The following is a 12272-nucleotide window of genomic DNA, read 5'->3' as shown; positions in this document are numbered from 1 at the left end:
ACTGCCTTCGGCCCTTTGATTGATTGACCCTTTTCCGGCACCCCTCCCATGCGCTTTATCGACACCGAACAGACTCGCGGCGCCCTGTCATTCGACGCCGTCATCCCCGCCCTGCGGGAAGCCTTCCGCCAGGGCGCCACCGTGCCCGCGCGCCACGTGCACGCCATCCGGTCGGGCGATGCCCAGGGCACCACGCTGATCATGCCGGCCTGGAGCGACCGGGGTTACTTCGGCGTGAAGATCATCAACATCTTTCCCGAGAATACGCACCAGGGCCTGCCCGGCCTGCACGCCACCTATAACCTGTACAGCGCCACGACCGGTGTGCCGATCGCGCAGGTGGACGGCGATATCGTCACCGTCTACCGCACCGCCGGCGCGGCCGCGCTGGGCGCCGACTATCTGGCGCGCAAGGATGCGAGCACGCTGCTGATCGTGGGCTCGGGCCGCATCGCCGGCCTGCTCGCGCAAGCGATGCGTACGGTGCGCCCGATTCAGCGTGTGTTGGTGTGGAATGTGCGCCAGGCCGGCGCCGATGCGCTGGCCGAAACGCTGCGCGTACAGGGTTTTGACGCCCAGGCCACGTCCGACCTGGAATCCGCCGTGCGCGAGGCCGACATCATCAGTTGCGCCACCCTGTCTACCGTGCCGCTGATCCAGGGCGCCTGGTTGCGCCCGGGCGCGCACCTGGACCTGATCGGCAGTTTCACGCCCCAGATGCGCGAGACGGATACGGCTTGTTTTGATGGCACGTCGGTGTACGTCGATACCGACGAGGCCCCCACCAAATCCGGCGACCTGCTGTCGGCATTCGAGGCCGGCGTGCTGACCCGCGAGGCGATCCAGGGCGACCTGCACCAGCTGACGACCGGCGCCCGCCAGGGCCGGCGCAACGATCAGGAAATCACGGTGTTCAAGGCCGTGGGCAGCGCGCTTGAGGACCTGACGCTGGCGACGCTGGTGTATGAATCAACGAACGCGGGGTGATTGCGAGGTGATTGCGAGGTGATTGCGAGGTGATTGCGGGCTGTCGCGGGCTTTTGCCCGCGATGCCCGCGCACTACGGCACCAGCGACAAGCCCACCCGGAACTGCGATTCGTTGCGCTGGTTGTAGCCCAGCAGCGTTTCGCCGTACCCGTTGAAATACTGCAAGTGCAGATACCCGTTCATATTCAACCACGTGCGTTGGAGCGGCCACGCGAAATCCAGCTGAGTCGTGCGGCGCTTCTGGTCGCCTTGGCGGTACATGGCGGAGACCACCGCGCCGTTGTCCTGCGCCCAGCGCAATTGCCAATCCACGTGGCCGGCGTAGTCGGCGTAGTCGCGGTTTTCGTCGGCCACGCCGAAGTAGGCCTTGACCTTGGGGGCGAAGGTCAGCGTGCTGCCGCCATCAAAGCGATAGTGAAAGCGCGGTTCGATGTAGCCGTCGTTGACCGAACGCGAGTCGTCGCCGTCCTTGCCGTTCGAGCTGTGCTCGACCCCGGTGTTCATGCCGAAGCGCCAGTTCTGGTTGGCGGACTGCCAGATGTTGTCCGACAGCCAGAAGGCGCTGGGGTTGAACGTGGTGTCGATGAAGGGCATCGAATCGCTTTGCAAATCCCACAGCGAGGTCTGGGTGTAGGCCAGGTAGAAGTTCTGGCCCCAGGTGGCCGGTTGGTCGCCGGCGGGGCTGAACAGGCGGTACTTGGCGCTGATCTGGAAGCGGGCGGTGGTTTGGCCGCGCGTGCCGATATCGAAGTAGACGGGCTTGTATTCCGAGATGGAACTGCGGAAGCGGTCGAACGCCGTTTGCGGCTGCACGCTGGGCATGACGGCGGCGTCGGGCGCCGGGCCGCCTTCGGGCGATGCGCCGACGGCGGTCACGGCGGCGACCGGTACGGGTTCGCCGCTGCGCGCGTCAACGACGGGGCCTTGGGCGGGGCGGCTGGCGACGGTGCCGGCGTCGCGGCCGGTCGCGTCCAGCGCCATCATGGAAGGTTGGCCTTCAATGGAGACTGCTTGCAGGCCGTGGGCGGTGCTGGGCACGACGGCGGTCCACGCCATGCGCGCAAAGTTGTTGACGGGCACGCTGTAGCTGGCGCGGTCGCCGGCCAGTTTGGCCAGGCTGCGGACAATCTGGCCGTCTTGGCTGCGCCATTGCAGAACCAGTTCCGGCGGGGCTTCCCAGTTCGCGCGGGCGCTGCCTTCGTTGAAGAACACAGCTTCGATGGTGACGGTTTCGCCGGGCGCGGCCGAGGGGCGGTCCAGGCGGTACGACACGCCCGCGGCGGCAGAGCCGGCGGCGCCAAGGGCGACGGCGGCGGTCAGGGCGCGCAGGGCGAAACGGCGATGAGCAAGACGGCGTAAGGGCATGGTTGCGTGTGTTGTTCTTGTGACGAGGCAATGTAGCATCGCCCGCCGCAACTGTTTGTAAGGCAGGCTTATCGGATGTAGGAGGTGTAATAAACAGGCGTTACGCGGCGTGTCGCGGGCAGACATGGCCCATGCAATAAGGCCCCGCGCGTTGCGGACAACGCGCGGGGCCTTGTGCATCAAATCATGCGGGCGGGTTTATTCGCCGAACTTGATGCCTTGCGCCAGCGGCAGGTTGCGCGAGTAGTTGATGGTGTTGGTGGCGCGGCGCATGTAGTTGCGCCAGGCGTCGGAACCGGATTCGCGGCCGCCGCCCGTTTCTTTTTCACCACCGAAGGCGCCGCCGATTTCCGCGCCGGACGTGCCGATGTTGACGTTGGCAATGCCGCAGTCGGAACCGGAGGCCGACAGGAAGGTTTCAGCTTCGCGCAGGTCGTTGGTGAAGATGGCGGACGACAGGCCCTGGGGCACGCCGTTTTGCAGGGCAAGCGCGTCGGAAAATTCCTTGTAGCGCATCACGTACAGGATCGGCGCGAAGGTCTCGTGGCAGACGACGTCGGTCTGGCCAGGCATTTCGGCGATGGCGGGGCGCACGTACCAGGCGTTGGGATAGTCCTTTTCCAGCACGCGTTCGCCGCCGGTGACCTTGCCGCCTTGTTCACGCGCAGCGCGCAGGGCATCTTGCATGGCGTCGAACGAGCCGCGGTCGATCAGCGGGCCGACCAGGTTGCCAGCGTCCAGCGGGTTGCCGATGGTGGCGCTGGCGTAGGCTTTGTGCAGGCGTTGGACCAGGGCGTCGGCCACGCTTTCGTGCACGATCAGGCGGCGGGTGGTAGTGCAGCGCTGGCCGGCGGTGCCGATGGCGCCAAAGACGATGCCGCGCGCGGCCATGTCCAGGTCGGCAGTGGGGCCGACGATGATGGCGTTGTTGCCGCCCAGTTCCAGCAGCACGCGGCCGAAGCGTTGGGCAACGCGCGGGCCGACCTGGCGGCCCATGCGGGTCGAGCCGGTGGCGGACACCAGCGCGACGGCGTGCGAATCGACCAGCGCTTCGCCAACTTCGCGGCCACCGATCAGCACTTCGGACAAGCCGGCGGGCGCGTCGCCAAAACGTTGCATGGCTTGCGCGAACAGGGCTTGGCAGGCCAGGGCGGTCAAAGGCGTTTTTTCAGACGGCTTCCAGACCACGGCGTTGCCGCAGACGATGGCCAGCGCGGCGTTCCACGACCAGACGGCAACGGGGAAGTTGAAGGCGCTGATGACGCCGATGACGCCCAGCGGGTGCCAGGTTTCCATCATGCGGTGGCCGGGGCGTTCGGACGCGATGGTCAAGCCGTACAACTGGCGCGACAGGCCGACGGCGAAATCGCAGATGTCGATCATTTCCTGCACTTCGCCTTCGCCTTCGGCCAGGATCTTGCCGGCCTCCAGGCTGACCAGGCGGCCCAGCGCGGTTTTGTTCTGGCGCAGCGTTTCACCCAGCAGGCGGATCAGTTCGCCGCGGCGGGGCGCGGGCACGTCGCGCCAGGCCAGGCTGGCCTGGCGTGCGCGCGTGATGGCGGAATGGGCCTGGGCCACCGTGTGTTCGTGCACCTGCGCCAGCTCAGCGCCGTCGATCGGGCTGCGCGCGGTCAGGGTGCCGCCGGTAAGGGCGTCGGCGGAAAGGCCGAGCGCTTGCAGGATGGTTTGAGGGGTGTCCATGCCGGTTCCTTGGAGTGCCAGCGAAATCAATGCTTCGCTAAGTGGTTATGCGGGTTATGCGGGAAATGCGGGGGTTATGCGGGTTATGCCTAAGTGGCGATTCGGGAAAAAAATTTACTATACGAAACTCCAGCGTGAATTGCGAAACTTTTTTTCTAAACCGGCTTTAGCGTCGTTTGCCCGTTGGCGGTGGGCGCGGGCAATAGAAAAACCCCTCTTCGAGGAGCATCAGTGGCAGACGCTTTACTTGATGTCCAGGCAGTCACCAAGACGTTCCAACGCGACGGGCAGCCCCCGCATCTGGCGCTGGATCACGTGGACTGCCAGTTGAATCGAGGCGAGGTCATGGTGGTGGTCGGGCCGTCCGGCTCTGGTAAAAGCACCTTGCTGCGCACGCTCAATGGTCTGGAAAGTATCGATAGCGGCACGATCCGCGTGGACGGCGTGTCGCTGACCGACCCGGCTACCGACGTGAACCACTGGCGCACCGAAGTGGGCATGGTGTTTCAGCACTTCAACCTGTTCCAACACCGTACTGCGCTGGACAACGTTGCGCTACCCCAGCGCGTGGTGCGTGGCCGCAGCCGCGCCGACGCGGAAAAATATGCGCTTGATCTGCTGGGCCGCGTCGGCATGGCCGACTACGGCCAGCGCTATCCCAGCCAGTTGTCCGGCGGCCAGCAGCAGCGCGTGGCGATTGCGCGCGCCTTGGCCATGGACCCCAAGCTGATGCTGTTCGACGAGGCCACCTCGGCGCTGGACCCCGAAACGGTGGGCGGCATTCTTGAATTGATGCGGCAACTGGCGCGCGACGGCATGACGATGGCGGTGGTGACCCATGAAATGGGTTTCGCGCGCGACGTCGGTGACCGCGCGCTGTTCATGGACGCGGGCCGCATCGTGGAAACGGGTACGCCCGACGAGGTGTTCTGCCATCCCAAGGAGCCGCGCACGCGCGCCTTCCTGGAAAAGATCCTGTAGTCCAAGCACAGGCCGGTCCGGCAAATCCGGGCGCTGCCGGCCATGCGGCAACACAACGCTTTGCCCGGAATGACAAGGTTTCATCCACCTCTAGGGGACATTCAAATGTTGAAAATCAAACAATGGCTGGGCATGGCCGGCGTCGCGTTCGCGGCGGCCACCGTGGCGCTGCCGGCGCAGGCCGACGAGCTGGGCGACATCATCAAGCGCGGCGAATTGCGCGTGGCGGTGCAGACGTCCGGGCCCCTGATGAGCTTCATGGACAAGTCGGGCAACCGCACCGGCCTGGCCGTGGAAGTGGCCAAGCGCATGGCCGACGACCTGGGCGTCAAGCTTGTGCTGCAAGACTACGAATGGAAGGGCTTGCTGCCCGCGCTGCTGTCGGGCAAGGCCGACATGGTGGCGGCCGACATGACGCCCACGCCTCAGCGCGCCGCGCAGGTGCTGTTTTCGGCGCCGATGTTCTACGCCGAAACGGTTGCCGTCGTGCCCAAGGACTCGCCCTACAAGTCGTACGAAGAACTGGACAAGGCGGGCGTGAACGTCGGCGTGCTGGGCGCCAGCACGTACGCCGAAGTGGGCAAGAAGATGTTGCCCAAGGCCACCATGAAAGAGTTCTCGGGCGGCAGCGCGCCGGTCGGTCAGGCCTTGTCCAGCGGTCGTCTGGACGCCGGCATCATGTCCATGTCCACCGCCAACCAGTTCCTGGTGGACTTCGGCAACTTGCGCGTGCTGGACGGCGTGATGGTGCGCGAACCGTTGGCCTTCGCCGTCGGCCCCAACGCCTTTCGCCTGAAGTTCTGGCTGGATAACTGGCAAACGCTGAAGACCGCCGACAACACGCTGCCCGATCAGGTGAAGTACTGGTATTCCACCGACTGGAAGAAGGACCACTGATCACCGATCACTGATCGATAGCGCGGCACAACAGGGGAGGCCGAAGCGCCCATGGACTGGTTGACTGACTATTACAACTGGCGCATCGTCAGCCAGTACACGGGCGAATTCGCCAGGGGCCTGGGCAACACGCTGATCGCGGCGGGCGCCAGCCTGGTGCTGTCGTTGTTGGCCGGCGTGCCGCTGGCCTTGCTGCACATGTCGCGCCGCGCCGCCGTGTGGCGGCCGGTAGCCGCCTACGTGCAGTTCATCCGGTCCACTCCCTTGCTGGTGCAGATCTACCTGGTCTATTACGCGGTGCCCATGCTGATACCGGGCGCCGGGCGCTGGAGCGAAATGATCCTGGGCATCCTGGCCATGACGCTGCACCACGCCGCCTACATGAGCGAGATCATCCGCGTGGGCATCGAGTCCGTGCCGCGTGGCCAGGTCGAAGGCGCCAAGGCGTGCGGCATGAATTATCAACAGCGGCTGCGCTACGTCGTGCTGCCGCAAGCCTTTGCCAATACGCTGCCGCCCTTGCTGGGGCAGACCGCCGTTCTTATCAAGGACACGTCGTTGCTGTCGCTGATCACGGTGTTTGAACTGGTGGCCGCGGGCGTGCAGATGAACAGTGACCGCATCGTGCCCAGCGAAAGCTTCCTGACGATTGCCGCTGGCTATCTGCTGATCTACGGCGTGATGCTGTTGTTGTCGCGAGGCGTCAGCCTGTGGTTGGCCGGCCCGGCCTGGAACGCGAGGTAAGCATGCTGGATTCCTATCTGTCCACCGCCGGCGTCGTGCTGCCCTTCCTGCTCAAGGGCTTCTGGGAGACGCTGAAGATATCCTTTGTGGCCATCATCGCCGGGTCATTGCTGGGCTTTGTGATTGGTGTGATCCGAAGCTATCACATACGTGTTATCCATCAGCTGCTTGGGCTGTACATCCACGTTCTGCGCGGCACGCCGTTCCTGGTGCAGCTCTACATCTTCTATTTCGTGCTGCCCAGCTCCGGCATCGAGCTACTGCATTGGGATTCCGGCACCGCCGCTTTCGTGTCGCTGTCGGTGTATACGTCCTGCTATGTTGCCGAAATCGTCATGGGCGCCATCCAGTCCGTGCCGCGCGGCCAGACCGAAGGCGCGATGACGCTGGGCCTGCGGCCCCTGCAAATCCTGCGGCTGGTGGTGTTGCCCCAGGCCATGCGCCTGATCGTGCAACCGATGAGCGGCGTCTACGTCATGCTGATCAAAAGCACCGCCATCCTGTCGGTGGTCGGCATCACCGAACTGACGCGCCAGGGCGAGGTCTTCATCATCACCTTTCCAGCCAAATCGCTATTCATCTACGGCCTGATCGCCGCCATCTACTTCATCTACTGCTACCCGTTGCTGCGCCTGGCCAACTGGCTGGAAAAGCGCCTGACGGGCGGCCTGCAAGGCGCAAGCCTGCACTGACACGGACCCCACCGGCATGGCCTCCGAGTACATCGACACCTATTACAAGCGCACCCTGTCCGGCAGCGATACGCGCTACGCGCCGCTGGCCGGCGTGGCCAGCACCGACGTCTGCGTGGTGGGCGGCGGGCTGGCGGGCTTGTCCACCGCGCTGGAACTGGCCCGGCGTGGGCGCAGCGTTACGTTGCTTGAAGGGCGGCGCATTGCCTGGGGCGCGTCGGGCCGCAACGGCGGCTCGGTGTCGCCCGCGTTCTCTGCCGGCGCCGACGCCATCAAGCGCCATGTGGACGAAGACCATTACCGGCAGCTGTATCGGCTGTCGATGGAAGGCGTGGAGATCATCCGCGACAACATCCGTACGCTGGCCATCGCCGACGCGCACAAGGTCGACGGCCGCCTGCGCGTGGTGCGCTACGAAGCCACCGATGCGCTCCAGCAGTGGTGCGAGGCGCAGCGCCGTGACTTCGGCCGCGACGTGCGTTTTCTGAAGCGCGAGCAGGTGCGCGAACGGCTGGTGTCCGACGTCTATCACCAGGGCATTGAAGACCCGTCTTCGTTCCACTTCCATCCGCTCAATTACGCGCGCGCGCTGGCCCGAGAATGCCAGCGCCTGGGCGTGCGCATCCATGAAGATTCCGCGGTCACCGGTTTGGCGCTGGAAGGCGCGGTCAAACACCTGAAGACGGCGCAAGGCCAGGTCGATGCGCGCGCCGTGGTGTTGGCCACCGGCGGCTACACGGGCGATGTCGTGCCGGCGCTGCGGCGCGCCATGTTGCCGATTGCCACCTACATCATGCTGACCGAACCGCTGGGCGACCGCGTCAAGGAAGCCATCCGCAGCACCGCCGCCATCGGCGACGATCGGCGCGCCGGCAATTATTACCGCGTGCTCGATGGCGGGCGCATCGGCTGGGGCAGTAGAATCACCACCCGTGTCGACGACCCGCCCGATCTGGCCGAGTCCTTGCGCCGCGAATTGCTGTCCGTCTACCCGCAGTTAAAAGGCGTGCGCGTTGAAACTGCATGGTCGGGGCGCATGGCCTACGCCCGCCACCTGATGCCGCAAATCGGCCAACTGGCGCCGGACGTGTGGTACTGCACGGCGTTTGGCGGGCACGGCATGAACACCACCTCGATCGGCGGACGCGTCGTGGCCGAAGGGATCACCGGCGACACGCAGCGCTACAAACTGTTCGCACCCTTTGGCCTGGCCTGGAACGGCGGCGGCCTGGGCACGGCGGCGGTTCAACTGACTTATTGGTCTTACCAGGCGCGCGACTGGTGGCGGGAGCGCACTACGCGGGCATGACAAGGTACACAGGATGCAAGGCAACAAACAAAGCGCATTGGCACAACGGCTGCGAGCCCTGCGCCAGGCGCGTGACTGGACACTGAAGCAGGCGGCGGCGGCCACCGGCGTCGCCGCGTCCACGCTGTCCAAGATAGAAAACAGCCTGCTGTCGCCCACCTATGACAACCTGATCAAGATCGCCGCGGGCCTGGAACTGGACGTGGCCGAACTTTTCACCGCGTCCGACGCCCACATGGGCACCGGCCGCCGCAGCCTCAGCCGCCAGGGCGAGGGCCGCCAATACGAAACCCCGTACTACGACCACCGCCTGCTGTGCACGGCCCTGTCGCACAAACGCATGATGCCGTTTCACACCCGCGTCAAGGCCCGGTCGTTCGACGAATTCCAGGACTGGAGCCGCCATGGCGGCGAGGAATTCGTCTACGTGCTGGAAGGCGAAGTCCAGCTTTTCACCGAGTTCTACGAGCCGGCCCGTCTGAAATCCGGCGAAAGCTTCTATATAGACAGCCGCATGGGCCACCGCGTCATCAGCCTGAGCCCGGAAGACGCGATTGTGCTGTGGGTGTCGACGCACGCGGACATCGAGGAAGAGTAGGGGCGCCGGCGTAGGAGCAAGGAGCCGCCGCAAAGTTTCCCGCAACAAGGTAAAATGCGCCGCCCGGATCTCTTGCCGGGTGTCAACGACTGCGCGGCAGTAGCTCAGCTGGATAGAGCACGGGCCTTCTAAGCCCGGGGTCGGGGGTTCGAGCCCCTCCTGCCGCGCCAGAATAGTCAGCTAACTCAAGGGCATACCCCTTTCGAAATTCGCTAACAGCTAAATGGACTAATACGCTCGTCTACGGCGTTGCTTTATGGCGCGTGCCGAAAGGGCGGCATACCTCCGCGCCGGACGCCGCTGCAATAAAAAGCCCGCAAGTCTGCGGGCGGTCGGCGATTCGTATATTCCTGGCGGGTTACGGCAGGGCCAACAGATAGTCCTTGAAATTGGCGATAGCTATGAAAGCGTTGGGTTGACACCCAAACATGTTGTCGCAGGTTGCAGCCATCTTGATGGTGTGAGTACCGTAAGGCCCCGGTTCCTTGATGACCGTGTAAGCCAGCTGCGGAGAGTTGCGCGTGGGGCCATAGGTCTGGATCACCGAGCTGGACACGCTCTGGATCTTGTACGCCCCGTTTTGTGCCAGCCAAACCTGGGCACCATCCCATAGCTTCCCGCATTGCTCAGCGCCTTTCTGCTGCGCTACTAACAACTTTCTGTTGATTTTCAAATCGCCAGCCCCGCCCCGTCCACCTTCAGGACCGGCACCCCCGCCCAATCCACCCCATCAAGACACCGCACGTTGACCGCCCAACCGACGAACGCCTGCTTTCCCTGCGCCAGCTCTTGAGCCGTGGGGGCGCTGGGCACTCGAAACGGAAGGATCCCGCAGTGCGGACAAAAGTAGTCCTTTGCGGTCTTTGAGCCCCACTGATAAACGCTCAAATCATCCAGCGGCGTCAACATGCGCAGTGCTGCGGTCGGTACGCGATGAATCAGCGCGCCACGCCGCTTGCAGATCGAGCAATTGCAGCTGCGGACATGGTCCAGGTTCATGTCCACTTCAAAGCGGCACGCGCCGCAATGGCAGGAGCCTTGATAGGTGCGCATAGGGGTCGTCCGCCTAAAAGGAGTGATTCTAGACGTGTAGGACCGCACGATCAGAAAGGCCGGCTGATATTCAGCCTTGGGGCAGAGGGGCTCCGATCTTGGATAGGTTGATGTCCACCTGCATCCAGAATCCACCTTGAAATGCCTTCTTCTGCGCCCACGCCTCTTGCGCGCTGGGCGGGGCGATAGGCTCGATTTGGCCATAGAGGTGCGCTTCGACTGCCTCTTGCGCGGCGGCTGGAAGGTGTTGCAGCGAGGATGCCGCCGCGTGGCAGCCGGGGAAATCCGGGAAGGCCGCTCCGTAGGCGCTGCCCTTTTCCTTGTGTACGTAGATGGGGTAGAGCACCGGGTTCTCCTGACGGATCGCGCCTACAAGCCGACTTGCTTGAGGTCGCGGCGCCCTCGTGGCGTTTTCCATGTGGCCAGGGTAAGCGCTACACCGCAGTACACAACAGCGTTGCTTCGGAAATGGGCAGATGCCGGACGAATCCTGATGTTATCTGCGAGTTCAAGACTTCAAGACTGCAAAACGTCGAGACTTCATCGGCTACCCCGCCGTGCTTCCCCTACGCCCCTCCACCCCGCCAACACCCGATCACAAACCTCCCCCGCTTGCCCCAGATAAGCCGCCGGATCACTTAAGCGATCCAGCTCTTCCTTCCCAAGCAGATCCCGCGTGCCCTCATGCGCCGCCAGCGCTTCCTGCATCGCAACCTTTAGCGTGCAGTTCCTGCGAACCGCCTCCTTGGACGCCCGTTCGACCAATTCATGCGCTTCGAGACGACCCATTCGACCGCCAAGCGCCAGCGCGTACGCTTCGGCCAGAATCAAGCCATTCGTCGCACCAAGATTTCGGATCATGTTTTCCGGGTGAACTTCCAGCCCGTCCAGCAGGCTCGCCAGATGCCGTAATGCGCCGCCCGCCAACGCGCAGATCTGCGGCAGGACGTCCCATTCCGCTTGCCAGCCGCCCAACGCGCGTTCGTGTTCCTGCACCATCGCGGACAGCATGGTGGACACCAGCGGTGGCATGCGGGTGGCGGCGGCGAGGATGGCGGCGCTGCTGACGGGGTTGCGCTTGTGCGGCATGGTGCTGGAGCCGCCGCGCCCCGGGCCGGCGGGTTCGGCTAGCTCGGCGATCTCGGTCTGCGCCATCAGCGACACGTCGCGGGCGATTTTGCCCAGCGTGCCGGTCAGCACGCCCAGTGTTGCCGCCAAGTCGGCCAGGCGGTCGCGATGCGTGTGCCAGGGCATGTCGGGCAGGGCAAGGCCCAGTTCTTCGGCCAGGACGCGCGCAACATCGGGGGCGGCGTTGCCCAGGCTGGCCAGCGTGCCGGCGGCGCCGCCGAATTGCAGCAGGGCGCATTGTTCGGCGTCGTGCCGCAAGCGTTGTCGCGAGCGGGTCAGCGCTTCCAACCAACCGGCCGTCTTGACGCCAAAGGTCGTGGGCAGTGCGTGTTGCAACCACGTGCGGCCGACCATGATCGTGTCGCGATGCGTTGCGGTCAGCCGGGCGCATGCGCGTTGCGCCGCGTCCAGGTCCTGGTCCAGCTGCGCGGCAACCTGTTGCAGTTGCAAGACCAGCGCGGTGTCCAGCACGTCTTGGCTTGTCGCGCCCCAATGCACGAAGCGTGCCGCCTCGGCGTCTGCCTGGCGCACGGCGGCGGTCAGTTGCTTGACGAAGGGGATGGCGATGTTGCCGGCCAGCATGGAGGCGGAAGCGATGGCATCCAGGTCCAGAATGCTGTTGATGTCTTCGGCATGGCAGACCTTGTGGATGCTGCGCGCCGCGCTGTCCGGGATGACGCCGCAGCGCGACTGGGCGCGGGCCAGCGCGGCTTGCACCGCCAGCATCCGCCGGATGGTGCCGGGGCCGGAGAACAGGCCCATGATGTCGCGGTCGGAATAGATCTGTTCGGTCAGGCCGGAAAGAATGGTCATGTT

13 protein-coding genes and 1 tRNA gene are annotated in these 12272 nt (G+C 64.6%); 8 read left to right on the top strand and 6 right to left on the bottom strand.

The genetic code is table 11. The features are described from left to right. Nucleotides 1-48: 48 nt before the first annotated feature. Nucleotides 49-987: an ornithine cyclodeaminase family protein gene (locus tag DVB37_RS19240; RefSeq protein ID WP_120156473.1), complete on the top strand. Its 939-nt coding sequence runs from the start codon at nucleotides 49-51 to the stop codon at nucleotides 985-987. Between the two features lie 73 nt (nucleotides 988-1060). Here the strand turns inward: DVB37_RS19240 and DVB37_RS19235 are convergent, their stop codons facing one another. Continuing rightward, nucleotides 1061-2353, bottom strand: a complete 1293-nt coding sequence (locus tag DVB37_RS19235) for a phospholipase A (RefSeq protein ID WP_104144076.1) — start codon at nucleotides 2351-2353, stop codon at nucleotides 1061-1063. Between the two features lie 198 nt (nucleotides 2354-2551). Then, the gene (locus tag DVB37_RS19230; RefSeq protein ID WP_120156472.1) at nucleotides 2552-4054 is read right to left on the bottom strand and encodes an aldehyde dehydrogenase family protein; all 1503 of its coding nucleotides are present in this window, start codon (nucleotides 4052-4054) and stop codon (nucleotides 2552-2554) included. 231 nt (nucleotides 4055-4285) lie between these two features. On the opposite strand from DVB37_RS19230, the gene DVB37_RS19225 reads away from it, so the two are divergent. The 7 genes from DVB37_RS19225 to DVB37_RS19195 all read left to right on the top strand — a co-directional run bounded on the left by DVB37_RS19225 (nucleotide 4286) and on the right by DVB37_RS19195 (nucleotide 9445). After that, nucleotides 4286-5035 (top strand): amino acid ABC transporter ATP-binding protein, encoded by a 750-nt coding sequence (locus DVB37_RS19225; RefSeq protein WP_120156471.1) that lies wholly within the window; start codon nucleotides 4286-4288, stop codon nucleotides 5033-5035. 105 nt (nucleotides 5036-5140) lie between these two features. Then, nucleotides 5141-5932, top strand: a complete 792-nt coding sequence (locus DVB37_RS19220) for an ABC transporter substrate-binding protein (RefSeq protein WP_120156470.1) — start codon at nucleotides 5141-5143, stop codon at nucleotides 5930-5932. Nucleotides 5933-5983: 51 nt separating this feature from the next. Further along, a complete protein-coding gene (locus tag DVB37_RS19215) occupies nucleotides 5984-6676 on the top strand; it encodes an amino acid ABC transporter permease (RefSeq protein WP_120156469.1) in 693 nt (230 codons plus the stop codon). A gap of 2 nt (nucleotides 6677-6678) precedes the next feature. Continuing rightward, nucleotides 6679-7368, top strand: coding sequence for an amino acid ABC transporter permease (locus DVB37_RS19210; protein WP_046804863.1), 690 nt, complete (start codon nucleotides 6679-6681; stop codon nucleotides 7366-7368). A 16-nt stretch (nucleotides 7369-7384) separates the two neighbouring features. After that, nucleotides 7385-8677: an FAD-binding oxidoreductase gene (locus tag DVB37_RS19205; protein WP_120156468.1), complete on the top strand. Its 1293-nt coding sequence runs from the start codon at nucleotides 7385-7387 to the stop codon at nucleotides 8675-8677. 13 nt (nucleotides 8678-8690) lie between these two features. Further along, nucleotides 8691-9275, top strand: coding sequence for a helix-turn-helix domain-containing protein (locus DVB37_RS19200; RefSeq protein WP_046804865.1), 585 nt, complete (start codon nucleotides 8691-8693; stop codon nucleotides 9273-9275). 93 nt (nucleotides 9276-9368) lie between these two features. Next, nucleotides 9369-9445: transfer RNA gene (locus DVB37_RS19195), tRNA-Arg, on the top strand. A gap of 188 nt (nucleotides 9446-9633) precedes the next feature. On the opposite strand, the gene DVB37_RS19190 is transcribed toward DVB37_RS19195, so the two are convergent. The 4 genes from DVB37_RS19190 to DVB37_RS19175 all read right to left on the bottom strand — a co-directional run bounded on the left by DVB37_RS19190 (nucleotide 9634) and on the right by DVB37_RS19175 (nucleotide 12269). Continuing rightward, on the bottom strand, nucleotides 9634-9948 hold the full coding sequence (locus DVB37_RS19190; protein ID WP_120156467.1) for a hypothetical protein: 315 nt from the start codon (nucleotides 9946-9948) through the stop codon (nucleotides 9634-9636). Beyond that, nucleotides 9945-10328, bottom strand: coding sequence for a GFA family protein (locus DVB37_RS19185; protein ID WP_120156466.1), 384 nt, complete (start codon nucleotides 10326-10328; stop codon nucleotides 9945-9947). Before DVB37_RS19185 ends, DVB37_RS19190 begins: the two co-directional genes overlap by 4 nt. Before the next feature lie 70 nt (nucleotides 10329-10398). Beyond that, complete coding sequence (locus DVB37_RS19180) at nucleotides 10399-10674, bottom strand: type II toxin-antitoxin system HicB family antitoxin (RefSeq protein WP_120156465.1); 276 nt, start codon at nucleotides 10672-10674, stop codon at nucleotides 10399-10401. Between the two features lie 194 nt (nucleotides 10675-10868). Continuing rightward, nucleotides 10869-12269, bottom strand: coding sequence for a 3-carboxy-cis,cis-muconate cycloisomerase (locus DVB37_RS19175; RefSeq protein ID WP_120156464.1), 1401 nt, complete (start codon nucleotides 12267-12269; stop codon nucleotides 10869-10871). Nucleotides 12270-12272 lie beyond the last annotated feature (3 nt).

Source organism: Achromobacter sp. B7 (genome assembly GCF_003600685.1).
Lineage (GTDB): Bacteria > Pseudomonadota > Gammaproteobacteria > Burkholderiales > Burkholderiaceae_B > Achromobacter > Achromobacter spanius_B.
The sequence above is the reverse complement of the archived record's forward strand: the minus strand, read 5'-3'. Positions and strand labels throughout refer to the sequence as shown.

Coding starts and splice junctions, on each gene's coding strand:
- DVB37_RS19210 (WP_046804863.1), top strand. CDS start 6,679: ATGCTGGATTCCTATCTGTCCACCGCCGGCGTCGTGCTGCCCTTCCTG.
- DVB37_RS19230 (WP_120156472.1), bottom strand. CDS start 4,054: ATGGACACCCCTCAAACCATCCTGCAAGCGCTCGGCCTTTCCGCCGAC.
- DVB37_RS19175 (WP_120156464.1), bottom strand. CDS start 12,269: ATGACCATTCTTTCCGGCCTGACCGAACAGATCTATTCCGACCGCGAC.
- DVB37_RS19220 (WP_120156470.1), top strand. CDS start 5,141: ATGTTGAAAATCAAACAATGGCTGGGCATGGCCGGCGTCGCGTTCGCG.
- DVB37_RS19200 (WP_046804865.1), top strand. CDS start 8,691: ATGCAAGGCAACAAACAAAGCGCATTGGCACAACGGCTGCGAGCCCTG.
- DVB37_RS19205 (WP_120156468.1), top strand. CDS start 7,385: ATGGCCTCCGAGTACATCGACACCTATTACAAGCGCACCCTGTCCGGC.
- DVB37_RS19235 (WP_104144076.1), bottom strand. CDS start 2,353: ATGCCCTTACGCCGTCTTGCTCATCGCCGTTTCGCCCTGCGCGCCCTG.
- DVB37_RS19185 (WP_120156466.1), bottom strand. CDS start 10,328: ATGCGCACCTATCAAGGCTCCTGCCATTGCGGCGCGTGCCGCTTTGAA.
- DVB37_RS19240 (WP_120156473.1), top strand. CDS start 49: ATGCGCTTTATCGACACCGAACAGACTCGCGGCGCCCTGTCATTCGAC.
- DVB37_RS19215 (WP_120156469.1), top strand. CDS start 5,984: ATGGACTGGTTGACTGACTATTACAACTGGCGCATCGTCAGCCAGTAC.